Origin of the sequence: Hyphomicrobium sp. 2TAF46 (assembly GCF_052114865.1) — a bacterium.
GTDB lineage: Bacteria > Pseudomonadota > Alphaproteobacteria > Rhizobiales > Hyphomicrobiaceae > Hyphomicrobium_B.
In genome coordinates this window covers 543,870-569,339 of record NZ_JBFRFO010000003.1, presented here as the reverse complement: position 1 = coordinate 569,339, position 25,470 = coordinate 543,870, and the positions used below count along the sequence as shown (strand labels likewise).

At 57.9% G+C, this 25,470-nt stretch carries 21 protein-coding genes and 2 tRNA genes; 11 read left to right on the top strand and 12 right to left on the bottom strand.

Features of this window, described 5'->3' with window-relative positions; translation table 11 throughout:
* The first annotated feature begins 207 nt into the window (after positions 1-207).
* The 3 genes from AB4Z24_RS09370 (at position 208) to AB4Z24_RS09360 (ending at position 3,454) form a co-directional block, all read left to right on the top strand.
* Positions 208-1,110, top strand: coding sequence for an MBL fold metallo-hydrolase (locus tag AB4Z24_RS09370; RefSeq protein WP_441707729.1), 903 nt, complete (start codon positions 208-210; stop codon positions 1,108-1,110).
* Positions 1,111-1,244: 134 nt separating this feature from the next.
* Positions 1,245-1,691: a DUF1810 domain-containing protein gene (locus AB4Z24_RS09365; RefSeq protein WP_441707727.1), complete on the top strand. Its 447-nt coding sequence runs from the start codon at positions 1,245-1,247 to the stop codon at positions 1,689-1,691.
* Positions 1,692-1,912: 221 nt separating this feature from the next.
* Positions 1,913-3,454, top strand: coding sequence for a N,N-dimethylformamidase beta subunit family domain-containing protein (locus AB4Z24_RS09360; RefSeq protein WP_441707726.1), 1,542 nt, complete (start codon positions 1,913-1,915; stop codon positions 3,452-3,454).
* Positions 3,455-3,504: 50 nt separating this feature from the next.
* Here the strand turns inward: AB4Z24_RS09360 and AB4Z24_RS09355 are convergent, their stop codons facing one another.
* The 5 genes from AB4Z24_RS09355 to AB4Z24_RS09335 form a co-directional block, all read right to left on the bottom strand.
* Complete coding sequence (locus AB4Z24_RS09355) at positions 3,505-4,401, bottom strand: tetratricopeptide repeat protein (protein ID WP_441707724.1); 897 nt, start codon at positions 4,399-4,401, stop codon at positions 3,505-3,507.
* A gap of 143 nt (positions 4,402-4,544) precedes the next feature.
* Positions 4,545-6,893, bottom strand: coding sequence for a cytochrome c3 family protein (locus AB4Z24_RS09350; RefSeq protein ID WP_441707723.1), 2,349 nt, complete (start codon positions 6,891-6,893; stop codon positions 4,545-4,547).
* A complete protein-coding gene (locus AB4Z24_RS09345; protein ID WP_441707721.1) occupies positions 6,893-7,762 on the bottom strand; it encodes a hypothetical protein in 870 nt (289 codons plus the stop codon). Before AB4Z24_RS09345 ends, AB4Z24_RS09350 begins: the two co-directional genes overlap by 1 nt.
* A gap of 112 nt (positions 7,763-7,874) precedes the next feature.
* Positions 7,875-8,933 (bottom strand): cytochrome c family protein, encoded by a 1,059-nt coding sequence (locus tag AB4Z24_RS09340; RefSeq protein WP_441707720.1) that lies wholly within the window; start codon positions 8,931-8,933, stop codon positions 7,875-7,877.
* Positions 8,934-8,963: 30 nt separating this feature from the next.
* Entirely contained in the window at positions 8,964-10,040 is a 1,077-nt protein-coding gene (locus AB4Z24_RS09335) for a 2Fe-2S iron-sulfur cluster-binding protein (protein WP_441707803.1), read from the bottom strand.
* A gap of 482 nt (positions 10,041-10,522) precedes the next feature.
* On the opposite strand from AB4Z24_RS09335, the gene AB4Z24_RS09330 reads away from it, so the two are divergent.
* Both AB4Z24_RS09330 and AB4Z24_RS09325 read left to right on the top strand, forming a co-directional pair.
* On the top strand, positions 10,523-12,388 hold the full coding sequence (locus tag AB4Z24_RS09330) for a multiheme c-type cytochrome (RefSeq protein WP_441707718.1): 1,866 nt from the start codon (positions 10,523-10,525) through the stop codon (positions 12,386-12,388).
* Between the two features lie 128 nt (positions 12,389-12,516).
* Positions 12,517-14,190, top strand: a complete 1,674-nt coding sequence (locus AB4Z24_RS09325) for a hypothetical protein (protein WP_441707717.1) — start codon at positions 12,517-12,519, stop codon at positions 14,188-14,190.
* Between the two features lie 43 nt (positions 14,191-14,233).
* On the opposite strand, the gene AB4Z24_RS09320 is transcribed toward AB4Z24_RS09325, so the two are convergent.
* The 4 genes from AB4Z24_RS09320 to AB4Z24_RS09305 form a co-directional block, all read right to left on the bottom strand.
* Positions 14,234-14,803 (bottom strand): YceI family protein, encoded by a 570-nt coding sequence (locus AB4Z24_RS09320; RefSeq protein WP_441707715.1) that lies wholly within the window; start codon positions 14,801-14,803, stop codon positions 14,234-14,236.
* A gap of 94 nt (positions 14,804-14,897) precedes the next feature.
* Positions 14,898-15,131, bottom strand: coding sequence for a hypothetical protein (locus tag AB4Z24_RS09315; RefSeq protein WP_441707713.1), 234 nt, complete (start codon positions 15,129-15,131; stop codon positions 14,898-14,900).
* Between the two features lie 312 nt (positions 15,132-15,443).
* The gene (locus AB4Z24_RS09310; RefSeq protein ID WP_441707712.1) at positions 15,444-15,617 is read right to left on the bottom strand and encodes a hypothetical protein; all 174 of its coding nucleotides are present in this window, start codon (positions 15,615-15,617) and stop codon (positions 15,444-15,446) included.
* 135 nt (positions 15,618-15,752) lie between these two features.
* Positions 15,753-15,827, bottom strand: a tRNA-Thr gene (locus tag AB4Z24_RS09305).
* A gap of 360 nt (positions 15,828-16,187) precedes the next feature.
* Here AB4Z24_RS09305 and AB4Z24_RS09300 point away from each other — a divergent pair.
* Positions 16,188-16,376, top strand: a complete 189-nt coding sequence (locus AB4Z24_RS09300; RefSeq protein ID WP_441707710.1) for a hypothetical protein — start codon at positions 16,188-16,190, stop codon at positions 16,374-16,376.
* Positions 16,377-16,388: 12 nt separating this feature from the next.
* Here the strand turns inward: AB4Z24_RS09300 and AB4Z24_RS09295 are convergent, their stop codons facing one another.
* Positions 16,389-17,234 (bottom strand): WecB/TagA/CpsF family glycosyltransferase, encoded by an 846-nt coding sequence (locus AB4Z24_RS09295; RefSeq protein WP_441707708.1) that lies wholly within the window; start codon positions 17,232-17,234, stop codon positions 16,389-16,391.
* 329 nt (positions 17,235-17,563) lie between these two features.
* On the opposite strand from AB4Z24_RS09295, the gene AB4Z24_RS09290 reads away from it, so the two are divergent.
* The 3 genes from AB4Z24_RS09290 to AB4Z24_RS09280 all read left to right on the top strand — a co-directional run bounded on the left by AB4Z24_RS09290 (position 17,564) and on the right by AB4Z24_RS09280 (position 20,146).
* Positions 17,564-19,117: an undecaprenyl-phosphate glucose phosphotransferase gene (locus AB4Z24_RS09290; protein WP_441707706.1), complete on the top strand. Its 1,554-nt coding sequence runs from the start codon at positions 17,564-17,566 to the stop codon at positions 19,115-19,117.
* Positions 19,118-19,291: 174 nt separating this feature from the next.
* Positions 19,292-19,624, top strand: coding sequence for a hypothetical protein (locus tag AB4Z24_RS09285; RefSeq protein WP_441707704.1), 333 nt, complete (start codon positions 19,292-19,294; stop codon positions 19,622-19,624).
* Between the two features lie 186 nt (positions 19,625-19,810).
* The gene (locus AB4Z24_RS09280; RefSeq protein ID WP_290989526.1) at positions 19,811-20,146 is read left to right on the top strand and encodes a hypothetical protein; all 336 of its coding nucleotides are present in this window, start codon (positions 19,811-19,813) and stop codon (positions 20,144-20,146) included.
* 67 nt (positions 20,147-20,213) lie between these two features.
* Here the strand turns inward: AB4Z24_RS09280 and rlmB are convergent, their stop codons facing one another.
* Positions 20,214-20,924 carry a 23S rRNA (guanosine(2251)-2'-O)-methyltransferase RlmB gene (rlmB, locus tag AB4Z24_RS09275; protein WP_441707801.1) on the bottom strand — a complete coding sequence of 237 codons (711 nt, stop codon included), beginning with the start codon at positions 20,922-20,924 and terminating at the stop codon, positions 20,214-20,216.
* A 327-nt stretch (positions 20,925-21,251) separates the two neighbouring features.
* Here rlmB and AB4Z24_RS09270 point away from each other — a divergent pair.
* Positions 21,252-21,336 (top strand) — tRNA-Tyr (locus tag AB4Z24_RS09270).
* Between the two features lie 743 nt (positions 21,337-22,079).
* Positions 22,080-22,694 carry a response regulator transcription factor gene (locus tag AB4Z24_RS09265; protein ID WP_441707702.1) on the top strand — a complete coding sequence of 205 codons (615 nt, stop codon included), beginning with the start codon at positions 22,080-22,082 and terminating at the stop codon, positions 22,692-22,694.
* Positions 22,695-22,803: 109 nt separating this feature from the next.
* On the opposite strand, the gene AB4Z24_RS09260 is transcribed toward AB4Z24_RS09265, so the two are convergent.
* The gene (locus tag AB4Z24_RS09260) at positions 22,804-25,443 is read right to left on the bottom strand and encodes a TonB-dependent receptor domain-containing protein (protein ID WP_441707701.1); all 2,640 of its coding nucleotides are present in this window, start codon (positions 25,441-25,443) and stop codon (positions 22,804-22,806) included.
* Between the last annotated feature and the right edge of the window lie 27 nt (positions 25,444-25,470).

Here is a 25,470-nt window from a genome sequence, read left to right as displayed (position 1 = left end):
ATATGTGGCGGCCCGGGTTTCCTCGCCATTCTCAATTTGCGACCAATAAACGCAAAGTCGCCGGAATGGGGCTTGTCAGGTGCGCGCCGTTGCGATTGGCACGGCCTGATATACTGGAATTCTATGCGATTGTTGCCACTAGGTGTTGCATTCCTGGTGGGGGAACGCTGAAGCGCAAGTCACGTGCATTACGTAGCGGATGATCCGATGCCGGTCGAAACATCGACGATGAGGCTGCTTCAGCTTGGACCTAATCTCCTCGGATTTTACGACGGCCGGGTAGCGGGCGCGCGTTATCATTCGTCCGAGCCCAACTGGGTTGATGACGGCGGTTATGCGCTCGGCATCTGCAGCTACGCGGTTGTCGATGGGGCGTCGGCGGTTGTTTACGACACGCACCTGTCTCTCGCTCATGCGCGGATCATCAGACGGACGCTCGAAGCGCAGGGCGTTCGCGATTTTCGCGTGGTGCTCAGTCACTGGCACTTGGATCACGTAGCAGGAAACGCGGTGTTCGATGACTGCGAGATCATTGCGTGCGAAGAGACCGCGCGGTTGCTCGCGCAAAAGAGGGCGGCGATTGAGGCCGGCACGCTCGACGGGTTGCCGGGGATCTCACCTCTCGTTCTGCCGACGACGACATTCTCGGGTGGCTTGGAGCTGAGCTGCGGCGATATCGGAATCGCGTTGCGACCGCTCGACATTCACAGCCGCGACGGTGTTGCCCTCTATTTGCCGTCGGATGGCACGTTGCTGGCGGGCGACACGCTCGAAGATACCGTTACCTATGTCGATGAGCCGGAGCGGCTGCGTGCGCATCTCGCGGGGCTCGACGAGCTTGCGACTTGGGAATTTTTGCGCATTCTTCCGAACCATGGTGCGCCGGAGCGTATCGCGAACGCGGGTTACGATTCCGGTTTGATCGATGCGACGCGCATTTATGTCGAGGGGCTGCTCGCGGCTGCGGGAGACGAGCGTTTGGCCAGTCTTCCTCTTCAGGATTTTCTTGCGGGACCGCTTGCGCGCGGTTGGGTCACGTACTTCGAGCCGTACGAGGCCGTCCACAAAATGAACATCGATAAAGTGCGGCGCAAGACGGCTGCGGAGTAGCCGTTTTGGCTGCTGGTGCAGTGGAAAAGTTGCAGTTTCGCGGATTGTTCAAATAACATCTAACATCGGGGCCACGAGATCTATGAAGGAGTGCTGGGCGGAAGCCTAGCGCCAGTGTTCTCAAAAGGACGTCCATGCAAGATCGTGCAGATCCTTTCGACCTCCAGCGGTTTGTCAGTGCGCAGGCGGACGTTTTTGCGCGCGTGGTGACTGAGCTCACAGCGGGCAAGAAGCGATCGCATTGGATGTGGTTCATCTTTCCGCAATTCCGCGGTCTCGGCTCGAGTGCGATGTCGGAGAAATTTGGCATCGGTAGCTATGAGGAAGCTCGGGCCTTCGTCGGCCATCCAGTGCTCGGTCCCCGTCTCGCGCAGGTTACGGCGCTGATGCTCGATCATAGAGACAAGTCTCTGATCGATATTCTGGGCACGCCCGACAATCTGAAATTTCATTCGTCGATGACGCTCTTCGCATCGGTCACGGGACACGAGAGCATCTACGCGCGGGCGCTTTACACGTTCTGCAATGGACCGGACAGAAAGACGCTCGCGCTTCTGGGGAAGGCGAACAAGGACGCGTAGCGGCGGTCTTCTCGGACATCAGAGTTTTGGCCGATAGAGTTCGGCCGCGGAGCTGCGGCCGATTTCTGTCGATAATTGCGCGCCGGCCGTGGGATTCGATGCTCCATGATCTTGATGGAGAATAATGTGAAACCCTATTGGTTTTTGCGCTGACGACTATTCGAAGTTTTCTCTGAAATACATTCTTTGAATATATCATTTTGAATGAAGGCTATTGTCCGATGGCTGCTCATTTTCCCGCGTCGTTGCGTCGCCTCCTTGCGCGAGCCCGGCTCGTTCTCTCCAAGAAGTCAAACCCGATCGTGTTTGAGAACCTTCGCCGCGGCACGGAACGCTGGAAACTGACGAGACCTGCCTTATGGCGCGAGATCGAGGGATACGCGTCTCTCTGCAGTGCCTCAGCAGGCGAGACGATCGCGTTTTACGTCAGTACTCGGGCTCGTTCGTACACTATCGAAATTTTTCGGATGGGTTGGTACGGCGGCAAAGGTGCGCGACATGTCTTTGGCCCCGTCTCGGTCCAGGGTTGCCGCCAAGCATTTCCGGGCCAAGACATCGAGACGGGACTCGTCGATTGCGACTGGAAGGATCCATGCGAGTTGGTTGTCCCGAAGAGCTGGCCCTCGGGAGTCTATCTGGCCAAGTTGGAGGAAAATATCAGGGGGCGTCAGTCGTATATTATTTTCGTGGTGAGAAGTGATATCGATCAAGCCGATATCGTATATCAACTGCCGCTCAACACCTATCAAGTCTACAATTTTTGGGGCGGCAAGTCGGGCTATTCGTGGGGGAGTGGCAATGGGATGCCATGGGGTTCCACGAAGGGCCAACCCGCGGTCATGGTTTCCTTCAACAGACCCTATGCCGCCAGCAATAATCCAGCGGCTGTGTTTGGCATGGGTGCGGGTGAGTTCCTATCGAACGTGCAGCCGGTGAGCGAAGGCTATCCCATTTCGAGCGCTGGGTGGGATTACAATACGGTTCGCTGGTTGGAGCGCGAAGGCTACCACGTCACCTATATAACGAACGTCGATAGTCACAATTCGCCCGACGTCGCTTCACGGCGTCGAGTCTTCATTGCGGGTGCGCATGACGAGTATTGGTCTTGGGAAAGCCGGAACAATATCGAGAAGGCTTTGTCCAACGGGACAAGCCTGTTTTTCTCAGGCGCCAACGCCGTCTATTGGCAGGTGCGGCAAGAGAAGGATCGCAAGGGGCGTCCTTGCAGGTTTCTGGCAATCTATAAAGAATGCGCTGCGGCGTCGGATCCGGTTCTAATCGATGGCGACCACGCCAACGACCATTTGGCGACAATCAACTGGCGCGACGCGCCGGTTGCGCGGCCCGAGGACGCGCTTATCGGGATCTCGTATTTAATGGACCCGGTTGACGGCAACATCGTCGTGTCAAATCCCGATCATTGGGCGTTTGAAAATACGGGCCTTCGTGAGGGTTCCGAACTCCACGGGCTGCTCGGCTATGAGGTCGACGGTGTGACGGATCGCGCGCCGGAGGGCCTTGTTGTGCTGGCGGCCTCTCCGGCACAGAACCTCACTGATCCCAGTCGAAGTGTGATCGCAAACATGGCGACCTACGCCACGCCATCGGGAGGGCAGGTCTTCGCGACGGGAAGCATTCAGTGGTGTTGGGGGCTGGACGACTTCAATGCGCCCGAGCTTCGAACATCGCGGCTGAGCGATGCGGCCGTTCAAATCACGCACAATGTCCTCACACGCTTCGGCGCGAGGCGGTTTTCAGATTAAGCCAACGCTTTGCTGCTTCCATGTTCTGCGTGCGGTGAAGTTGTGGCTGACTAGTTGCTCTCGATGCCAAGTTCGCGCGCTGCAGCGTTCAAGCGCGTCGTTGCCTCGGCGTCGCTTGCAAATGCTGCGCGCGCTTTCGCCAGCGCGGCTTTTGCAGCATCCTTCTCACCCAGCGTCATGCGCGAACTCATCAGACGCAGCCAGCCATTCTCGTCATTTGGAGATTTTTCGAGCCGGGCTGCGAGCTTGTCGACCATGCCGTGGATCATGTCGTTACGTTGAGCGGTGTCCCCTGTGGCAGGTAGCGATGTTGAAGCCGATGGCGAAGTGCCTGCCGCGATCTGTGCCGCCTTTGCCTGCTCGAGGGCTTTCTTGAGTTCCACGTTGCCGGGGTCGAGCTTCAGCGCGGTTTCGTAGGCTTTGACCGCATCGTCCGGTCTATCCGTATTGAGGTACGACCAACCAAGCATTTTCCAGCCATTCACGTCGTTCGGATCTTTTTCGAGCTTCGTCACAAGCTTCATGATCATCGTTTCGACGTCGGGCAGCTCGACCGAATTCGGAGCCGACGATTGCGCGGCTGTTGGTCCCCGATTGGCATCGATCGTGTCGGCGTACGCACGTAGAGACTCGAGCGCTTGAGTCGGATCCGACCCATCGTTGGATTCGGATGCTGGAATTTGCGTCGACGCTGCATCATCACCCAACGTTGATAGGTCACTCGAAGAATTCAATTCGCTTTGGACGACGCCGGCAAAACAAGAGACGGCAATCATAGCGAGTGGAACCAATACGAGACCGGATGTGTGGAAGCTCGACGCGACCCATCGTCTGACGAGCATCAGCGCCGGCCGGTTGCCGTGCAATTTAACACGCAAGAGGAAAAGAGCCGTCGCCAATAGCGTGGCGGCTGTTCCCGTGGCGACCATCAAATAGAGCTGTTTCATATCCCCTCCTCGCGAACGCATTTTATGCAGAAGAATGGGACGCAAAATGAGGCGTTAGCGTAGATCGCCCGCGTCAAAACATGAAGAGCCGCTGTGCAAATATCTGCTGCGTGATCGTTTTGAATCGAGCGGCGCGCTTGGCGCTATGGCATCGGAATTTTCGTATTCATGATTGGTGAGATCACGCCATTCACGTGATACTTGTGGCACGTCAGACAATCTTGGCGCACTTTGTTCGTGGCATGGCAGGTTTGGCAAATGTCCTTGCTTACTACACCAAAATTGGAGGTGAAGTTGTGCGGATTGCCCTGCTCGTAGCTCTTCAGATAGGGACGGTTCTTCTCGAGGCTATGGCAGGTTAGACATCCGCGATTTGGCGTGACCCCAAAATGTGGCTCATGAATGAAATTCGTAAAGCGTCCGAGTTTCGTGTCGGCCGATGGCGGCGCGAAGTTGACTGCTCGCCCTTTGCCCTGAATGTCGTCGACGCTATGGCATTTCGGGCATGATCCTTGAGCGTCCTTGCTCGTCAGAAAATCGAAGACGGCAGCTGCGGGGCTCCGATCACCTCTCGGCGCCTCAGGCCCGGTCAGCGCGAGCCATGAGTAGACGAATTTGTCCTTGTGACCTACTGGGCGATAGAAAATCGCGTAATCCTGGCGGTACCAGCCGCCGTATTCGGCCCAGCTTTCCGGATCAACATTGCTCTCCATGCTGATCACAGGTGCGGTCTTCTCCTGAGATCCGGATACATTGTCCGGCTGCGATGGGACTTCGCGAGATTGCGTCGCTCTTGCGCCATCTTTGCTGCGAGACTTCATCTCGCGAAGCTCTTCCTCCGTGGGACGTAGCAGATCATCAGATTGGGTCGTCGCCTTTTCGCTGCCAGCTTGAGAATTTCCGGCTGCTCCGACGTCATTCAAGCCCGCTCTCATAGGTTCGGGGAGGCTACCGGCGGAGTGCCTTTCCTTGCCTTCATCCGACTTGGCGGGATCCGGATCTTCAGGCTTATTCTCCTGTCCTGCGGACATGAGGCACTGCCCAAAAACGCGCATGACACATGCTGGCGGATCGTATTTGGTTTTGCTGGCTTCTTTGCTCGTCCCCTCCTTTTCGCTCGTCACCTCTTTCTCGCCGGTCTCGGCGGGTGGCTGAGGCGCATCCGGGGCAGACGGCTCTTCCGTCGTAGTCGTGCTCGATTTGGGTTGCTCGTGCTCATTCACGACCGGTTGCGGATCGGTAGTGACCGGACCGCCAGTAACTTCTTTTGCGAGATTTGGCAGCCACTGTTGCTGGGCACCGACGACGACATCACGCGGTATGCTGGCCGTAAGATCGGCGACGAGAGACGCACTCAGCTTGCCGCCGTTGCCGATGTTGAAGTCACCGAGAACGTCCGAAGCCTTGCCAGAGATCAGCGCATACAGCAGCCGCTTGATCTCCCAGGTCAGATCCTTCACCGCCGTGATCTGCTCATCGTTCGCATTGGACAGATCCTGGAGGTTCACTTTGTCGACGGTCTTGATAAGCGCGCGGCCCTTCTCGGTCCGGCTGATCATCACCTTCATGAACGGCGTTAGATCGGCTTCCGACGCCTCCGGCCATTCGCCGATCGCGGCATTCTTCTTCTTCAGGGTTTCGAGGTCGAGGCCCGGGAGCGCGAGGAACGCGATGCCTTTCGGGCCAGTAGCCCGCTCCTTGCCGGTGATCTGATCGAGGTGGCAGCCGCTGCAGGTCTTCTCGAACGGTGCAACGCTCATGATCCGCCTGTCCTTCTGGCTGTCGTGACAGGTCGAGCAGGATTGCGGAATGCGCTTTGCTGCATCCTTCTTCGCCACTTCGGGGAAGTGTTTATCGAAGTGGCCAGCATGGTCGTAGATGATCCGCGTGCGCCGATCGAACGGATAGTTTTCGAATTGCGGGTGATGGCCGTCGAAGCTGTCGAATTTCACGGTATGGCACGAGCGGCACTGCTCGTTGGATATCTTGCTCAGATTGAAATTTGTGCCTTGATGCTCCTGGTGGCACGTCGCGCAAGTCAAGCCACGCGAGACGACGTCGTGGGCCGGAAAGGCGGCGTTTTGCGCGCGCGCCGATAGCGGCTCGGGCGTTGTCGCGGCAGTCTTGGTCAGCCGCTTGGTGCTCGCTATCAGGACGTCGGGCGAAGCGTCGTGCGGGAAGAAAGCGGTTGCTGGCATCTTGTGGCAGGTCATGCAGGCCTTGCTATCTGCAATCGGGTCGCCGGCGATAAGGCCGTGAAGCCAACTCAACTTGCCCTCGCCGCTTTTGCCATGACACGACGAGCAATTTTCAATCGAAGCATGAGCGCTCGTCAGCTGCCCGGGCATGAGAAAGTGCGTTCCCTTCGAGAGAAAGAAGGCGGTGAACGTGCAGGCGGCCGTGATGAGCGCCACGAGCAGGGCGAGACGGTCACGCCGAAAACTCGGAGGTTTCGGATTTTCGCTCTCTTGCGGCCAGAAGAAACGCCACATCACAAAGCCCCGGATGCGTAGGAGTAGACGATGAGGACATGCAGCACCGAGAGCACGAGCAGCCCATAGGTGACGGGCACATGCACAAAGAGCCAAGCCCTGGTGAGGGCGAAATGGACGCGCGCGAAATCGAGCCGATCCTTTTCGATAACAAGGTTCCAGAGTCTCAGAAGCTTTTCCTGGCCCTCAGCGTCAACGTAGGGCGAGAGGTGGTTGATTTCGTCGATCAGCCGTTTGACCGGGCGTTGCGAAGCGACCAGATGGGATGAGAAATTGCGGGGCCCCTCGAAAAAATCGTTGAGGTGGTTGGTGTAGAGATCGATGATCCAGGCATTGTAAGGCGCCGCGGGCAAGGCGATCGCGTCCGCCGGTGGATCGGGCATTGCAACGACGGCTTTGACATCTTGCGCGAGTTCAGCGACGCGAAGCGGAATGCGGTCATAGCCGACGCGCTCGTCGATGCGGCCCCTGGTTTTGAGCGACCATGCAAGGTAGGTGCCGAACAGGCCGCTTAAAGTTACGAGCACGAATCCCGTCCACAACGCCGCTCCGAAAGGTGATTTCGGAAAGGAGAAATTTGAATGGGAGAGGAATGCAGCGACCAGCAGATAGCCGACGAAAATATGAAACGTCCGCCAGCGCATGAGGGATTTTGGCGATAGGCGGCCCGTTTTCGTGGCGACATGAAAAAGGAGCTGCAGGCTCATTCCGGCAGCCAGCAGCCAGCCGTCGAGATAGCGTGGGTCGCGAAGTCCTTGAGCGTAGATTTCGACAAGCCAGAATAGGCTGCCGGAGACGGCTGCGAGCAGTATCACAGTGATTGTCTGGCCGCTGACTCCCGCTGTCGAGCCCTGAGAGCGTAATCCCATGGACCCGTTAGCCGCGCGCCGCGCCACCAATTTCAAGGCGGCCCGCCAATACCGTTCATCGTCGTTCCCCCATTGTGCGTGTTAGGCTGTTGCGGTTGACATCGCGTCGAGATCAGTTGGTTGCACTCGGTTGCCTCACTGGCCCCACGTACTTTTCCGGTCCCGGAATAAGCGCATCGAGGCTGGCCATCGTGCTGCCGTCGTATTTGTCGGTGAGGCCCGTGAGCAGCTTCGAAACGCCGTCAGCTGCGGCGGTCAGCTGGCGCTCGTTATTGAGCTTCAGCGATGCCGCATGTGCATATTCGACCAACTTGGCGATTTCCGGCACGTTCGGCGCGGCTTTTGCCGCAGCCGCAAGTTGCTTTCGGACCCGATCAACGCGCTGCGCCATGAAGAACGCGTAAGGCTTTCTCACTGTCGCCTTCGCGACGGCGCGCAACGAAGTCTCGAGTTCAACGCCAAGGCCGACGAGATAGAGCATCCGCTTGCGCGTCGGGTTCGCGGCGGCGTTCTCCTTGCCTTTGGAGTACCAAGTATTGTGGCGCACCTCGCCCTGCGACCAGGACACCAGATCGAAGGCGCTACCAGCAAGATGGCCGCCTTTGTTGACGAGTTCCTCTTGTGGCACGACGTGGCAGCCGTAGCAGTTCTTCGCCAGCTGATAGATTGCGCGGATCCTTATCATCCCTTTGGAATCGGCAAGTTTCCAGCGCGCCGCTTCCTCGGCTTTGCTTTCTGTCTTCGCTGTCTTGCCGCTGTAGCCGCTATGAACCTTGATCCAATCTTTGCCGGCGCTGTGGCAAGATTCGCAGGAGATGCCTGCGATCGGCTCCTTGCTGTCGTCCTTCTGCTGCACGGTATAATGACAATTCACGCACAAGCTTTCCGACTTGATACGTCTGATGCCCATTCTTTCCGCGATCTTCTTCGCCTCGTCGCTGCGTGGAAGGTCTCGAAATGTTTTGAAATGATGCGTCGTCTTCCAGGCTTCGGTCTCCTGCTTGTGGCACTCGGCGCAGGCGTTCGGCCCGACGATTAGGGTGGGATCGGACGCAGCCGCAGCGCACGCGGCAAAACACATGATCAGCGAGCCGGAGAGAAAGGTGCCGAGGCGAGAGAGGCGCCGTGTGCCGGAATCCGAGGGACTGAAACTCAAACGATCTAAAACCACAACGCGTTCGAACCTTGCTTCGGCTGGCCTCTACGCGCTCACATCGAATGTGATTGCGAGGTCGCGGGAGCGATCTAAATCGGGATTGCGCATCGGGCGACCGAGGGGCAGAGCAAGTTTTTTTATCGCCCGGGTCAGAACGCTGCCCTCGCTCGTGCCATCGGCGTTTGGCAGAAAAGGATCTGCATGGCAGGTCGCACCAACATGCGCGGCGATGGATTTGACTGACTCGACCATCCCTGGCGCGCCGCAGGCGTAGAGAACGTCGGTCGGCAGCAGCCGCGGCAGATAGTCGGTCGGCCGCCCGGGCATGATGGCGTTGGGCAAAGCCTCTGGCGTACTGCAGACTGGCACGACAAGGACATTGGGGAAACGGGCGAGCTTCACGAGAGCTTGGCCCATATATAGAGACTCGACGGTGCGGCCACCGGCAATGATCATCATCCTTCGCTCCGGCCATTCTCGCAAAGCGGCGACGGCGATGGACCAGATCGGTGCGAAGCCAGTATTGGTGGCGACGAGAATGAGGCGGCCTTCCAGATTGGGCCGTAAATGTGCCGAGCCGTAGGGTCCCGTCAAAGTCACCCGGTGACCCAGCTTGATGCGCTTGCCGAGCGATGCGCTGACGCGACCGCCCTTCATGCGCCGGACGTGAAACCAGATAGAGCTGCTGTCCGGATTGCCGCGCAGCGGATGGGTAATGCTGAAAGGGCGGCGCGGATAGCCCTTGAAACACACCTGCGCATATTGACCGGCATGATGCGCCAGCGCCCGGTCCGTCTTGATGCCGACCTCGATCACCTCGGCCGACAGGGGGCGCAACGAACTCAACACGCCTTCGACAGTGCGAATGCTTGTCCGGCGATTGCTTTCGAGAACCGCGTTACTGGCGATTCGGCACTGGCACGCATGGACGATGCTAGGCTCCGAGCCTTCGCCTCCGACCACGTCGCCGGAAACCAACCGAACACAGCATGTGCCGCAGTGTCCGGCGCGGCAATCGTAGGGTAGATCAACGCCGTTGTTCAGAGCCGCGTCGAGCAGTAACTCGCCAGGGCGCGCCTCGAAGCTTTTTCCATCGATCGTAATTTTATGGCTTCTTGCCATCACGTGCCTGTAATTCTCGCCATTTCAGGGTATTCGCAATTGGCTATCCAGCTATTATGGTTAGACAATGACCCCGCGGCGATCGAATAAAATGAAACACGGATTGAAGGCGAATAATTTCAGCCAATAAGCTCAAATTATGCACTAATCGCGCCGCCCGCGATGCTTATCGTTTTGCTCGCCGCAGCAAAAACTGAATTGCCTGAAATTTTACACTATTTCAGTGGCTTGCGCGCGGCTTCCCTAACTATATTGATGAGCATAATTCTTTTTATATTCACATCGAGTGGAATAGAATCGTTTTTTCGATTCAGAATTAACTATATTCAGTTTTGCATTCAATTAAATCCGGCCATATCGCTGCCCCGTTTTCCATATTGTTTAATTTCGACGGGGGATCGCATAAATCGGACGGCATTTCGCGCGATCAAGCAATTTCGAGTTCTGCTCCGACGGGTATCGGGCAGATTGGACTGGGGGTTATGGTTCAAGTTTCGCGTGTTTCACTGCTCGCCTGCGCATGCGTGGGCGCGACGCTGGTCTGCGTTATGTTCTCACGGCAAAACGCGATCGCTGGCTCCGAGGGCGTTGAGCAAACTCAACAGTCCAAATCTCAGCAGAAATTAGGAAAGAATGCCGCGGCGCCCGGAGAGAGCGATCCCGCGAACGCCAAGAATATCGAGATTGTAAGATCCAAGTCCGATGCTCACAGCGGCCAGGACGAGTCTCTATATCCCACTGCTGCGCAATGCGGCGGATGCCATAAGCAAATCTATGAGGAGTGGTCGTCCTCACAGCATGCCTATGCGTCCATCTCACCGATGTTCCATAAGTTCGAGCAGAAGTTCCAGTCCCTTACTCAAGGAACTGTCGGCACCTTTTGCGTGCGATGCCATCAACAGGTCGGAACGCAGCTCGGCGAGGCGCGGGAAGCACCACTCTGGGCGCGCAGCCAGATCTCGCGCGAGGGCATAACCTGCATCACCTGCCATCGGGTCAAGGAAGAGTACGGCAAGGTCAACGGCGAGCGCCGTGTCGAGCCGGGAAAAATCTACGAGCCCGTATACGGCAGCGGCGAAAAGAGTGTTATCAAAAACGTCCTGGCCAACAAGGAAACCTACTCGGTCAAAACGGGAGCCGATGGGCGCGGCAATGACATTCACAAGGGCATGATTACGAACGATCAGATCACTAAGTCGGAGTTCTGCGTCAGCTGCCATCAGGTCGCGGTCAACCTCGGCATCAAGTTAGAAATCGTTTGGGATCAATATCGCGACAGCCCTGCACGCAAGGCCGGCGTCACCTGTCAGGACTGCCACATGGGCAAGTCTCCCGGGCAGCCTGCAGGCTATGCCACGGCGCCCTCTGCGATTGTCGGCGGCAAGGAGATCAACCCGGGGCGGAAGCACGCGAACCATCGATTTATCGGTCCGGGCTATTCCATCGCGCACCCAGGTATCTTCCCGCACAACACGAAAGCTCAGGCCACGAGCATCGAGGACTGGTTGCAGTTCGATTGGCGCGCTGGATGGGGGAGCCCCAAGTTCGAAGACAAGATCGCGGCCGGAAAAATCAATGTCAAATTTCCAAAGCGTTGGGCCGATCAGAGCGATCGCGAAGATGCCAGAGAGATCATCGATGAGAATCTGAAGAAGCTCGACGAGCGTGACAAGCTCCGTCGCCAAGTGATGGAGAACAGCAGCAAGGTCGACGGTCCCTACGTCGAGGGTACACCGAGGGTCGGCGCGGATCTGGCGTTCTCCTACAAGATCAAGAACATCAACACCGGGCACAATCTGCCGTCAGGCTCGCTTGGGGCTCAACCGCAGCTTTGGGTGAACGTCGCCGTGGTCGATCCGGATGGCAAGAACATCTGGGAGTCGGGTTACGTCGACAGTAACGGCGACATGGCCGATCTGCACAGTTTGGACGTCGCCGCCGGCCGCATCGATACGGACCAAATGCTGGTGAACTTTCAGACCAAATTCCTCACGACCAACGTCAAGGGTACTGACCGCGAGATGTACTTGCCGGTGAACTTCGACATCGATCCGTTGCCCCAGCTGCGTCCGCCGAGCATCCCGACCACGGTTCTCAACCATCCGCCACTCGTGCGTATGGAGAATCATTCTCTGCCGCCGCTAGGGGTGAGGGAGGCGAAATATTCGGTGCCGGGAAAGCTGATCAAGAAGCCTGGCAAATATCGCCTCGCCTTCCGCATGCGCAGCCGCGCCGAGCCCATCTACTTCATGCGCTTCGTCGGTGCCACCAAAGCCATGGAGGAGAGCATGAATGAGCGGATCATGAACTTCCATGACTTCGAAGTTGATGTCCTTGTGAACGGGTAACACCGAAGAGCCGAGCGTTTCGGATTTGGTCTCGCCACGAGTCCAAAAAAGCGGGTCCGAAGCCTCTCTGAAGCCACCTGATACTCGAGCGAACTTACGAGCCAGGGGCGTGAAGTGGGAGCTTCCAGATGACTTGCTACGCGAAGGGCAACCTTCGATATCGAACGAGTGCGACGACTGCTGTTATTGTTCTGATGGCCGGAAGCTATCTGACGATGTCCGGCACGAGCGCAAAAACTGAACCCCGTGAAAGTGGCGCCGAAGCCGGAAAAGACGATGGTTGGATTACGACGTTGTCCAGCGCTGCACCTGCCAATTCCCAGTCCGAAGAGAAACGCGAAAACGAGACGATCGTTCCAAAGCAGTACCTCGGGGGCGACGTCAGCAAATCCACCGCGGAGGAAGAAAACGGTGAGAAACCGCGCAAGAAGAGCCAATCGACGAAGAGCGCCTTCCGCTCGGATCCTCAGTACGAAAAAAAATATGATGCCGAGGGACAATCCGAAATTTACGGCGGGAAAACCGCTGTGGAGCCGCCACGCCCGCTGCTTGAGTTAGGTCGCGAGCAATACACGTCAGGGATATACGACGAGAGCAGTACGCTCTTCGGAAAATTGAACCCATTGCTGCCGGGACTCTCCGTCTACGGCGATTGGCGGACGGCGGTGGCCTACAATAGCAACAACGGCAAGGACATAGCGCAGGTCGCGACGCGGTTGAATCTCGATGTTGATTTCAAACTGACGGCAACAGAGCGCATCCATGCCTTCTTCACGCCGCTTCAGGACGGCACGAAATTCACTCGCTTCGAGTTCGGCGGCGGTGATGGCAACGGTAAGTTCAACGACGAACTCAACCTCAATCCGCAGACTCTGTTTTTTGAGGGCGACGCCGGTTCCATCTATTCGGGCCTCACGGGTCAGTACGCCGGATTCGACCTCCCCTTCACCGTCGGTCTCTTCCCGCTGTTCCTGCAGAACGGGATCTGGGCGAACGACGCGATCCTCGGTGGTGCGGTGACGCTTCCTGCAAAGAATTCGGCGGCTCTCGGCCTTTCGAACTTCGACATCACGTTCTTCGCTGGGTTTGACAACATAGACAATGCCAGCTTCGTCAAAGCGAACGGTAAGATCGACAACGACAACGCGAACCTCTTCGGCGTGACGACCTTCGTCGACGCCTTCAACGGCTATATCGAAGCAGGCTATGGCTTTCTGCAGGGCACTGGTCCTGAGGCGGGTGTTGAGCAGCACTTCCTGACCGCTGCTTACAGCCGGCGCTATGCCAATACGATCTCGAACTCGACCCGTGTGTTTGCGAACTTTGGGGACGACGGCCACGGAAACGGCGACGGCGTGGCCATCATTTCGGAGAACAGCCTGATCTCGCCCTTGCCGAGTACTCTGCTTCCCTACGCCAATTTCTTCGTCGGCTTTGGCAATCCCACGCCTCTCGTCGACGGCAACAACGCGGGCATCCTGAAGAACGTCGGCATCAACTTCGAGACCGACGCCCTGACGGGCTACCCGAAGCTCGACGACACTGCGTCCAGCACCTTCGGAGGTGCGCTTGGCGTAGAATATCTCTTCAATCTGGATCAGCAGCTCGTCTTCGAGGTTGCGACGGTGCAGCCCTTTGAAAACGATAATATCGGCGCCAAAGGTGCGCAGTACGGCTTCGGGGTCCGCTATCAGATTCCAATCACCCGATCCTGGCTGTTCCGCGCGGATGCGACCTATCAGATCCAAGAGGGTGCGGACGATAATTTCGGCTTCCGCACCGAGCTCCGGAGCAAGTTCTGAATGATCGCTGATGGCGGCCGAACTGGCGAGGATGTCCTGCGCCCTATCGAGGCCGGGCGATGGCGTCGATCTCGATGTCGACGTCATCGTCGACCATGGACCGGTAGTTCGTCATGTTGAATGCGCTGCGCTGAATGCGGGTCGTGGCGAAAAATCTGCGTGCGCCGACGTCGTACTTGAGTGCCGGGTCGTCGTGTGACTCGATTCTGACTTGGAGTGTCACGGGTTTGGTGATGCCATTGACCGTCATCTCGCCCGAAACCTCTGCAGTGGTTGGCGAGCCCGTTCGGACCGCGAGGCTTTTAAAGGCAATGACGGGCGCGCCCTCGACGTTAAAAAAATCCGTGCCCTTAAGCTCGTTGTCGATGAGAGCTTCGCCGGTCGTGAGGCTCGCCGAAGCAATGGAAGCGTTGATCTTGCTTTTCCCGGGGGCGGCTTCATCATAGTCGAGCGTACCGCTGACCTTTGTGAAACGGCCGCGCTGCGTCGCGTAAGCCATCTTATAGATGAAGCGGACCTCGGTGCGGCGCTGGTCGAATTCGAAGCGACGGGCGTGGGCGGCCGGTGCACCGGCGACAGTCAGTTCTGCTGCAAGTAATACGAGAAGCGCCATCCGCAGAGATGTTGGCGCTTTTGCTGGCGACGCACACTTAGGGAGTTTTCGGCGGAACCCTATGCCTTCGGCTTCTGCGTTATTCCAGCGAGCATCATCGCGTAAACTTTGGCCTTTCATCACTCTGCCTTTCGCCATTAATACTTTGGGAGAAGCCGGTGCCACGCTTTCCGCCGTCTTCAACGCCATTCGTTCGAGTTAGAGCTTCAACGACTTGTGAAATGCCGTCTCTTCCGGCTGTCGCGCCGTTGAAAATGGTCCAGGCGACTGCCAGCAAAAGGAGCGGGAAGAGGAAAACGACGATTAAATCGAAAAACGTTGTCGCCATCGCGCTTTCTTCCGTGTCTCGTTTACGGAACGGGCCGCGGCATAAAGTGCCGCGGGCAGGTTGAGCCGCAATTTTCCTAAATATCTTCGGCGGCGAATTCCGTATATGAGATGGGGCAATCCCATTTGCCCAGTTTCCCCAATTGCACAATTCGCTCGCTGAATGGCGAAAATGGGTTCGAGAAATACTCCATTTTTCAATATCGGAACGACAATAGACCCGAATACGGAATAGCAAATCCCGGATTTATTGGACCGGCAGGGTTATTCGGCGTCGCGGCAGGTGACGGGGACCGATCGATCACATTTCATTTCAATAGTTGATTGATGGTGCGAGAAGCGTTTGCGCACTGCCAATCTCGCTGTCGCCTGCCTTGTTCGGGCATGGCACGTCGTCCAGCGTCTCTATCGGAATGTCGTGGAGGCCCTTGTGGAGGCTGACGAGCTTCACTTGGTCGCCGTCCCCAGGATCGCATTTGAGCGGCATCAGCGCCCCCGGAACGTGCTCGGAGACATATTTGCTGAACCGATCATCGCCCGGCCGCGCATCCCGATGCCGTGCGTATCCGTCCGCGTCACAGTCGGAATGAATGTGGGAAGCGCGCTAAATCGCTGCGGTCATTGGTGCCGGCTGTAGGATTTGAACCTACGACCCCCTGATTACAAATCAGGTGCACTACCACTGTGCTAAGCCGGCTTGCTAAATGAACCTGCGGCGTCGCCCCGTTTGGGCGCGTCGTTTTGGCTGCGCCGTCGTCTGGTCATGTCCGACTCCGCGCAGGCGCTTGATACAAGACGGGGCGGGTGGTGCGCAAGCGTCCCACCGCATCTCCGGTGACGCGGGCAACTTGGACAAAAAAAGAAGCAGAGATTGCTCCCTGCTTCCCTGGTTTCCGGTCAGAAGCGATCTATTACGGGCACCACCAAACCGGCCCGATCGCCATGGCTTGCCAAAGTAAATCAAAAAGTTGCGCGAGGCCTTGCTTTGAGTGCAAACCGACGGTGCGAAACTTCATCGGACCGTGGTAAAGTCGCGTCGACGAGAGGAGATCGAGTCATGCAGTTTGCCGTGGGTTTCAAGTCTGACGGAAGGCTGGGGCACGTTCTTATCGACGGCGACGATGCACTCGTAGCCGCGCTCAAATTGAAGGCGCAGTGCCCCACGGCGGTCATCATGTATGTTCGGCCGCGCAACCGTCGTGGCGACAGTCGTCATCCACCGTTGCCGGCTCTTTCGCCGAACTGATTTTCCGTCAAGTCACGCTTGGGATCTTGGTCGCGGAAGGTGCCGCCTAGCCAGTTCGGCGATGAGCAGTTCTGTAAGGACGATTGCGCATTCGGCGTATCGCTTCGCAAGGCGGCGCGGGTTCGTCGCCAGTCTCCACATCCATTCGAGGCCGAGCTTTCTGAAAAGTCCTGGCGCCCTTATCTGTGCTCCGGCGAGGAAATCGAGCGATGCTCCCGAGCAGATCATGCCGCAGGTCAAGCCTCTCGCGCGGGCGTGCTCGGCAAAAATTTCCTGCTTCGGTGCGCCAAGTGCGACGATGCAGATGCCTGCGCTCGACCTCTTGATGGTCTCGATGGCGCGGTCCGCCTCGGCTCCTTCGGGATCGAACGTGCGAGATGGCGACAGCATTCCAGCGATCTTCAAGAGACCATCAGTGGCGTTGCCGATTTCGTGCGCGGCTTTCGTCAGCACCGCTTCCGTGGATCCGAAAAGAAAAACAGGGAGGCCGGCAACGGCAGCGGCGTCAAGCAAGGGGAGTAGCATGTCGGACCCGGTCGCGCGGACGACACTCGGTTCCTGCAAGCGCGCAAGCCAGGCTACAGGCGCGCCGTCGGCCGTGACGATGTCGGCGTTGCGGTAGGCGCGGCGGAACCGCTCGTCGCATCGAAGCTTCACGATGTGATCGAGGTTCAAAGTGAAGACCGTAAAGGCGTCTCTTGCTTTGGCCCGGCCGATGGTGCGGGAGATCGCCGTTTCCATATCCGGCGTGTTGATCGCCCAGCCGTCGACATAGGCGAGGGTTGGGGTCTGCTCTTTCGCGGTGCCTGGTAATTCCAGGTCCGCCAAGGCGAGGGCGGCGGCATTCGTCTGTTGCACTTTTGATCTCTGATCCGGCTATCGAGTCCCTGAGAGCTTGCGAGGGAGCAAGTCCCATGCCTCGCAATTGAGAGGGGCGGGAGCCGCGGCGCGGGGGGCGCCGTCAAGATCTGTGCCATTTTTGCGGGTGAACGTCCCGATATTGCACGGTGAGTGCGGTGCGCATTGGATCGACCCGCGCGGGCCAGCCGAGGCGCGGCGGAATGATCCTCGTTTTTCCCGGCCATTGAGGATGCGTCTTGCGCAGCGAATCTGCGGGAGTTGAAAAAAGATCAAGTTATTCAAGGCATTTTCGCGTGAGTATGCTGTTGCAACTCACAGGATGACGGATGCCTAATCCTTCGTCTCTCGTCATGCCGGACCGTCGCGGCCCGGCAAATGCATTGCTGGCGGTGGGCAGCGTTTTGGCTGCCTGCTGTTCTGACGAGGAAGACGCATCCGTGCTTGCTAGTGTCCGACAACTCGCGTCGCCGAACTTCGTGGGGTTCTCACGCTTTGCTTTGGCCCAATCGTGCTTCGGCGCCACCGCATTGCTGATTGAGCTTGGCGGCATCGTTCTGATCTCGATCGTGACCGGCATGGCGTATCAGGGGCTCGTCCATGGGGAGCAGGGCTTCGTCGAAAACTATGCCGCGATCGGCGTTCTTGCCGGGCTCGGTTACACTTCCGTGTTTCTCATTCGCAACGAGTACGCCATCGGCGTTCTGCTGGAGAAAGGACGGAGCCCGGGACGTATCTTCCTGACGTGGAGCCTGGTCTTTGCCGGACTTTCGATCATCGGCTTCCTGACGAAGACCACGCACGAGTTTTCGCGCGGATGGCTGGTCGTATTTTTCCTGTCGGGCCTTGCGGGCGTGCTTTTCCTCAACGCGATGCTGAGCCTCGCGGTTGCTCGCGTTATCGCGCGCGGCTGGATGCGGCGGCGGAAAGTCATGATCGTGGCGACGGACCGCGAGGTCGCGTCGCTCGAGCGGGAAATGAACGAAAGCGCAACCGGCTTTTGGGTCATTGCGCGGACTGTGGTTCCAAATACGGCGCAGGAGCCGGCTCAAATCGACGCCGTGCTCGATGCGGCGGTTGCCAACGCCCGGGCGCTGGCCATCGAAGACATCGTCATATCGAATGGGCTTTGCAACAGCGCGTTTCTGGAGCGCGCGGTCAACGCGTTCAAGGTTCTGCCCGTCGCGTTGCACCTCAGCACGAGCAGCTTCGTCAGACGGTTCAAGGATGCGCGCATCGCCCGGTTCGGACAAACCGCGACGCTTTCTTTGACGAGGCCGCCGCTCGGTCCATTCGCGGCAGTCACGAAGCGTTCGTTCGATATGGTGGCCGCGGGCGTGGCGCTCGTCATTCTAAGCCCGCTGTTTGCAGCGATCGCGCTTCTCATCAAGCTCGATAGCCCGGGGCCGGTCTTTTTCAAGCAGCGCCGGCGTGGCTACAACGGTGAGGAATTCCGCATCTGGAAATTCCGCACCATGACGTCGCTGGACGACGGAGATGTCATCGTGCAGGCGACAGAGAACGATCGCCGCATTACGGCCGTCGGGGATTTCTTGCGGCGGACGTCCCTCGACGAGCTTCCGCAGCTCATCAACGTGCTTAAGGGCGAAATGTCTCTCGTCGGGCCGCGGCCGCATGCGGTCGCTCATGACCGCTTCTTCGAGCGGCGGATCGAACTCTATCCGCGGCGGCTAAACGTCAAGCCCGGCATCACGGGATGGGCGCAGGTGAACGGTTTCCGTGGCGAGACACGCACCGAGGAGGCGATGCGGCAACGTGTCGATCACGATCTCTACTACATCGACAACTGTTCGTTCGGTTTCGATCTCTATATTATCTTGATGACGGTGATTTCGCCCAAGACGGGGCGCAATGCCCGCTGAGGGCTGCGCCATTCGGCAGCAAGGGCAGAGATGTAACGGCTGCGTGGAATTCGGCGCCGGGATTCGTTCACGGGATGGTGTTCAAGCGTTCTTAAGATAGTCTGGGCAACGATTCTTGCTGCTTCGCGCTATGCGTGCGCGAGGCCGATCCGGAACCACGAGGGAGTTTCACCGATGCGCTTTAAGTCCTTGATGGCGCTAGCCGTGCTTGCGGCCGCTTCGCTGGCGCCGAGCGGTGGGGCTTCCGCATGGGGTCTCGAGAGTCCCGATCTCAGGCCTCGCCCGTACCAGCCCAACGAGGCGCTCGAGCAGTACTATTCCTATTATTATGATCCGCGCGGCTGGTATCCCTACTACAACTCAGGCGAGTGGGGTCCGCCGATCGTCAAGCGCTACAAGGGTCCGCTGCCGCCCTACTATGCTTCCTGGGGTGCTCCGAACCGCCGCTACCACCACGTCGAATGGCACCGTCTGCACTATCGCGGTCATCGCCGCGGCGACTGGTGATCTGACCTTATTCGATCGTAAAAGATTTTGCTGCGCCCGGTCCTTCTGTTGGCCGGGCGCTTCTTTTTCATGATTTCGCCGCCGGCGTGCTCGCATTCAGGACATGTTCATAGGTCGTCTGAGAATATGCGATTGCTCTCGGTATGAGCACGCGTACGAGTTTACCTGCTAAGGGGGATACAACCCATGATGAAAAGATTTGGCAAAGCGATGATGGCGCTTGCCGCTGCTAGTTCAATGATGCTGGCCGTCGCTCCCGAGGCACAGGCCCGGCATGGGTATGGGCGTGGCGTCGGCGTCGGTGTCGCTGCCGGTATCATCGGTCTCGGCATCCTCGGCGCAGCTGCAGCTGCGCGTGACTATGACCGCCCGCGCTACTATTCGCGCTATGACGAAGGCGGCTGCTATCGCGGTCCTCGCGAGTGCCGTTGGTCGGGGCGTCGTTGCTTCGAAAACGAATTCGGCGATACCGTTTGCCGTGGTGGCCGGTATTTCTGCGAACGTCCGCTGATCTGCGATTGAGCGAGATCACTCGGGTTGAGACTTAGCGGCTGGCGCGGGAACGCGCCGGCCGATTTCATTTTTTGCCTTATTTCTTTCTGGCGAGCAGAGCCGTGTGAAGTGCGATCGCGGCGGCGTTCGAAACATTGAGGCTCGCGAGCGTATCATCTGTCGTGATGTGCGCGAGGCTATCGCACGTCTTGCGCGTCAGTTCGCGCAGACCCTTGCCTTCCGATCCCATCACCAACGCTGTCGGTCGCGACCAATCGAGGGTCTCGATGCTCTGTTCGCCTTCGCTGTCGAGGCCGACGACGGTGAAGCCCGCCGATTTCAGCTCATCGAGCGCGCGCGCAAGATTGGCGACGAGGGCGACGGGCACGAGTTCGAGGGCGCCCGAGGCTGACTTGGCGAGAACGCCGTTGAGAGGAGGGCTATGCCGGCGCGTCATGACGAGGCCGCTCGCGCCGAAAACCGCGGACGATCGCAAAATCGCGCCGACATTATGCGGGTCGGTCACCTGATCGAGAACGATGAGTGGGCGTCCGCCTGCCGCTTCGGCAAGATCATGCCAATCGGGTTCGGGCAGGGGTTCGACGTCGAGAGCTGCTCCCTGGTGCACGGTATCGGCGCCTAGAAGCTTGTCCAGGTCGCGGGGCGTTACGCGCTCAATCGGCAGTTCGATCGTGCCGAGCGCCTCCACGAGGCGCCGTTCGGCGTTTTCGGTCAGAAGGACGCGGAGAACCCGGCGCGCTGGGTTCCGCAGCGCCGCCTCGACGGCGTGTAGGCCGAACAGCCGGATGGGGCCATCCTCGTCCTCGGCCGGACGGCGGGCGTCCCTGGGGCGTGCATTGGCGTTAAAGGCCGCTTTTGCCGGGCGGGTGGAAAAGTCGCTCGAGCGCTTCTTATCGCGCCACGGCTTGTTGAATCGCGGTTTCTGCAGGGGTTTGCCTCGAAAATCAGTCGTTACGGCCCGCCTTAAGTCTTTGTCCCGCGACGGGATGTCAGGCCGAAGCCCACATTGCCGCTTTTCCGATTGACATGAAAGGCCCCCATGAAGATAACCCGGGCGAAGGCCCTGCCTCGTCGGCAGGGCGCTTTCATTTCTGCAGCCGCGTCAGCGGCCTGGGGAGAGGTGCCCGAGTGGCTAAAGGGGACGGACTGTAAATCCGTTGGCTTCGCCTACGCTGGTTCGAATCCAGCCCTCTCCACCAAGATCCCGTCTGCCAGTGTCGATTGACGTAGCCATAGTACCTATCACGAGCCATTCGGCGGCTTGTGCGAGGGAATGATCTCGTCGAGCGCTGGAACAGCGTTCTGGCGTCGTCAAATCCGAAATAGCGGGATGGGCTTGCCCACCTCATCGCGAAGGTGCCCCAACGATGTACCTTCAAGATGGCGGGCCGTCCAATAGGCATCGGCACATGTACCTATGAGCGGATTGCCTTTCTGAATGGATCGCGTTCTCCAGGTTGCCAAAGACCGCTTCGGCTTGATGTCAATGGCCAATGTGATGTCCTCCGGGTTTGCCGTCGGATGAGGCTTCGGGAGCCTTGGCTTTCTAGACCTCGATATCAACCGTGACATCTGATTGGAGCGAGATGTTAGGTCTTAATTCGACCGAACGCGGTCGGCCATTTGCATTAGCCATTCGGCCATGAATGTTCGCGCAATTCTGATCTAGTCTCACAAAATTATTGAGATGGGCGATTGTTACAATTCGGTATCGATTCAGCTCAAATAGCAACACGTCCATTCAAGCGTAATGCCTCAAAAGTTTGTGGTCGTTTGCGATCGTTGAATGTCTCCGAGGCTTTCTCTGCATAAATGGCAGCTCCTTGCCGATGATGCAGCGAAGCGACTGGCGCGTCGCTGAGCGTGACGCGTTCTTCGCCGACAAACGCCGCAACACTTGACCAAGTCTTCGTGGGCATCTTGTTCGGTTGGAATTGCTGCCATGCACCTGTTGATCGTTGATGATCACCCCATCGTGAGTTCTGGCGTTCGCCTGGTACTGTGCGAAGACAGCGATATTGTGGTGCGCGACGCGCGTTCAATTGCGGAGGCCAAAGCAGCTATCGAGCATCAGCCTCCGGATGTAATGCTGCTCGACAATGAGATGCATGATGGATCCGGACTCGATTTTTGCCGGGCAACACTGGCGAAAAATCCGACGATCGGGATTATCGTTTTTTCGGTGACGGAGTCGCCAACCGTGGCGCTCGACGCTCTGCAGCGAGGAGCAAAAGGTTTCGTTAGTAAAACGAACGAAGTCACTGACTTAAGGCGGGCCCTCCGCACAGTGGCATCCGGCGAGGTCTGGCTATCGGAACCTTTCGCGCAAAGGATCGCGTTTCTGAAGGCGACGCGGCTCTCTCAATTTCGGTTGAGTTCTCGGGAGCAGCAGGTCGTTAGAAATCTCGCAAAAGGCCGAAACTTCAAGCAAATCGCGAAGACGATGTGTATTTCGTATTGGACCGTCGTCAAGGATTGCCAAGGCTTGCGACAAAAGCTCGATGCGCGAAACTCTACCGAGCTGGTGAGGATAGCGTCCGAGCTCAACCTGATTTGAGCTGGCCATTTTAGCTATTCGAAAGTTCCCGCACCACGGTTCTTCTAAAAAAAAATCGAGCGGCGGATTGGGTGTCCGCCGCTTGAAGTCGAGTTCGGGAGGTAGTGTCTTAGTTGAACTTTACCTTGATGCCGCCGTACGCGGTGATCGGCGGCGCTGGCAGGATCGTGCGGGCGTCCGTGAAGTTGATGCTGCCGAGAGCGGCACCGCTGTTGTCGGTTCCCTGCCAATCGAAATACGTTCCGTAGACACCGTAGTGCGCATCGAACAGATTGTCGATGAGACCGTAGATCTGAACGTTATCGGTGATGTCATACGAGGTATGAAGGTTGACCTTCGCATACCCGCCAAGCTGCTTGTTCTGGTTGGACTCGTCGCCAAAGAAAACCTGGCTGGTTGCAGCGATGAGATCGGCTCCAAAACGCCACTTCGGCGTCAAACCATAGTCGAAGCCCGCTTTGAACTTGTGCGCCGGGACGCCAGGGAGGCGGTCGCCAGGATGAACGAAAATGTTTCCGCCATCGGCCGATGGGTTGTTGGGCGACGGCAAAGTGATATCGCTCTGGAATGTGGCGTCGACGAAGTTATAGCTGGCATAGGCGAAGAGTCGCCCTGACCAGTAGTCGACCTGCGCCTCAAGCCCCTGCCGCAACGTTTGTCCCGCATTGGCAAATGAACTTCTGCCGATAATCGCAGAGGTGACGTTGGTGATGTCATCGTCATTGAGCGTACGGAAGTAGCCGAGGCTCCAGCTGATCTTTTGATGTGCGAGAACATTCGTGTCCTCGCCTCGGAATCCTGCCTCCCAAGTGTGCGACACGACCTGCTTCAATGGCGGATCGGAAGTCAAAAAGCTTGGGAGAAGACAAGGCTGATTGGGGTCGGCGCAGGCCAATTCGGCAGCGACAGGAGCACGATTGGCTTCCGAGTAGCTCGCGTAAACCGAGATGCCGTCGAAAAGCCTGTAGGTGCCGCCAGCCATAGGGTTGAAACGGCTGTAGGTTGGCGAGCTATTGAGATTCGGCGCCAAGCCGGTTTGATCGCTGATTTGAAGATCGGCGATGTTATAGCGACCGCCGACGGTCAGCGACAGGCGATCGGTTGCGTCAAACGTGTCAGAGAAAAACGCGCCGTAGTAGGTGTTCGAGGTCGAGATATTGACCGGTCTTATATCCGATAAAGTCGTCGCGGCAGTCGGAGTACAGAAGCCATCGGATGCGACATTGTTTGCGCAGACCGTGGCGATGGGACCAACGAATGGTCCTCCGCCCTGGACGACGAATCGTGGCTGGAAGAAACCAAGCTCCGCGGATGACTGGAACGAGACATTGCCGTGGTCGACGCTGGCGCCGACCAGAAACTGATTGTGATGATCGAAGAGCCTAGCTTTCTCGACGGCCTGCACGGAAACGCCGAAGCTGTTTGAATCGACGGAGGTCCGGTCGATTTCGCCGAGGCCAGAGATGCCATTTGGCAGGGTGATGACATTGCCATTGGTATCATGCAGCAGGATGTTCGTGCCATCCAGACTCTGCAGACAGGCGCCGGTATCTCCCGAGCCGTCGTTTATAGGGCAGGGTGAGGCGTTGGAAATATTGCCGTCGATGTGCTGCTGGTTGAAGTGGCGGTAGTAGGCAACCCCGGAAAAATCCAACGTGTCGGTTGCCCGCACCTTGCCGTTCAACGACACCATTTCCATTTGGTTCGTCGTCGATTGCGGCGTCGAAAAGGTCTTGTTCCATCCTTGATCGAGAAGCTCGACGGGTGATGCAGCAGCGACGCCGACGGTATTGTCGGCACCCGTGAAGTTCAGGTGGAACTCCGATCCATCACCCCTGACACCGAGGTCCGCATACATTCGCCGGATATCTGACTCGCCGAAATCGCGATAACCGCCGTCATGAATATCCTCGAGCGCGATGTACGTCGCCCAGTTACCAAACCGCATTCCATCCTGAATGGAGCCTTGTGCGCGCCCATAAGAGCCGAAGCGCGCATCCGTCTCGAGCCCCTGGTACGTGAAGCCATTCTTCATGTCGATCGAAAGCGCGCCACCAATGGCATTCAGGCCGTACACGGGATTGCCACTCATGATGGTCATGCTTTGAATGGCGGCAGTCGGCAGAAAGTCGTAATTGACGGTGTCACCGAAGACTTCGTTGATGCGCACGCCGTTCTGGTAGACAGCAAGACCTTGCGGGACACCATCGACCGGCGACGAATTAAAGCCGCGGTAGTCCACGTTTGTCTGAAACACGTTTCCCTGCAAGTCACTCAGGATTACGCCGGGAACGTAAGCGGCCAGTGCGTCGGGGACGTACTCGGTGCCGGTCCGCGCCAATTCAGAAGCGGATACGGTGCTGACTCCGCCCGGAACCTTCGCGATCGGGATTTCGCTGCCGCTGATCGGCGACATCTTTGCTACAGCTGGCCCCGGAGCCACCTCGTAGTGTGCCCCGTCAGACGTACCCTCGACCGATGTTTCCACTGCAGGCACAGGAGCGGACGCCGGCGTCACCGGTGCTGTCGCGACAGCGGAAGGTTTCTTCTTCGGTTTACTCGCTTGTTTGACCGGTTTGGCTTTGGCGTTTTTCTGCTCCTGGATGACCTGCACCTCAGGCAGCTTAGAGTCTGACGATGGAACGGCCTTGGAGCCGCTCGCGTCCTGAGCAATCGCCGGGCCAGCGAGCCCAGTCGCGAAGAGTGCGATAGCGGCTGTTGACGTGAAATTCCCGAGTTTCATTTTCATGTTGTCCCCCCTTTCAGTTCCCTTGCT

Bases quoted from the DNA above. Each gene is read 5' to 3' on its own strand.
- AB4Z24_RS09265 (WP_441707702.1), top strand. From the start codon at position 22,080: ATGCACCTGTTGATCGTTGATGATCACCCCATCGTGAGTTCTGGCGTT.
- AB4Z24_RS09345 (WP_441707721.1), bottom strand. From the start codon at position 7,762: ATGGGATTACGCTCTCAGGGCTCGACAGCGGGAGTCAGCGGCCAGACA.
- AB4Z24_RS09260 (WP_441707701.1), bottom strand. From the start codon at position 25,443: ATGAAAATGAAACTCGGGAATTTCACGTCAACAGCCGCTATCGCACTC.
- AB4Z24_RS09290 (WP_441707706.1), top strand. From the start codon at position 17,564: ATGCCTAATCCTTCGTCTCTCGTCATGCCGGACCGTCGCGGCCCGGCA.
- AB4Z24_RS09315 (WP_441707713.1), bottom strand. From the start codon at position 15,131: ATGGCGACAACGTTTTTCGATTTAATCGTCGTTTTCCTCTTCCCGCTC.
- AB4Z24_RS09360 (WP_441707726.1), top strand. From the start codon at position 1,913: ATGGCTGCTCATTTTCCCGCGTCGTTGCGTCGCCTCCTTGCGCGAGCC.
- AB4Z24_RS09285 (WP_441707704.1), top strand. From the start codon at position 19,292: ATGCGCTTTAAGTCCTTGATGGCGCTAGCCGTGCTTGCGGCCGCTTCG.
- AB4Z24_RS09310 (WP_441707712.1), bottom strand. From the start codon at position 15,617: ATGCCGCTCAAATGCGATCCTGGGGACGGCGACCAAGTGAAGCTCGTC.
- AB4Z24_RS09335 (WP_441707803.1), bottom strand. From the start codon at position 10,040: ATGGCAAGAAGCCATAAAATTACGATCGATGGAAAAAGCTTCGAGGCG.
- AB4Z24_RS09300 (WP_441707710.1), top strand. From the start codon at position 16,188: ATGCAGTTTGCCGTGGGTTTCAAGTCTGACGGAAGGCTGGGGCACGTT.
- AB4Z24_RS09280 (WP_290989526.1), top strand. From the start codon at position 19,811: ATGATGAAAAGATTTGGCAAAGCGATGATGGCGCTTGCCGCTGCTAGT.
- AB4Z24_RS09330 (WP_441707718.1), top strand. From the start codon at position 10,523: ATGGTTCAAGTTTCGCGTGTTTCACTGCTCGCCTGCGCATGCGTGGGC.
- AB4Z24_RS09325 (WP_441707717.1), top strand. From the start codon at position 12,517: ATGACTTGCTACGCGAAGGGCAACCTTCGATATCGAACGAGTGCGACG.
- AB4Z24_RS09350 (WP_441707723.1), bottom strand. From the start codon at position 6,893: ATGTGGCGTTTCTTCTGGCCGCAAGAGAGCGAAAATCCGAAACCTCCG.
- AB4Z24_RS09320 (WP_441707715.1), bottom strand. From the start codon at position 14,803: ATGGCGCTTCTCGTATTACTTGCAGCAGAACTGACTGTCGCCGGTGCA.
- AB4Z24_RS09355 (WP_441707724.1), bottom strand. From the start codon at position 4,401: ATGAAACAGCTCTATTTGATGGTCGCCACGGGAACAGCCGCCACGCTA.
- AB4Z24_RS09370 (WP_441707729.1), top strand. From the start codon at position 208: ATGCCGGTCGAAACATCGACGATGAGGCTGCTTCAGCTTGGACCTAAT.
- AB4Z24_RS09365 (WP_441707727.1), top strand. From the start codon at position 1,245: ATGCAAGATCGTGCAGATCCTTTCGACCTCCAGCGGTTTGTCAGTGCG.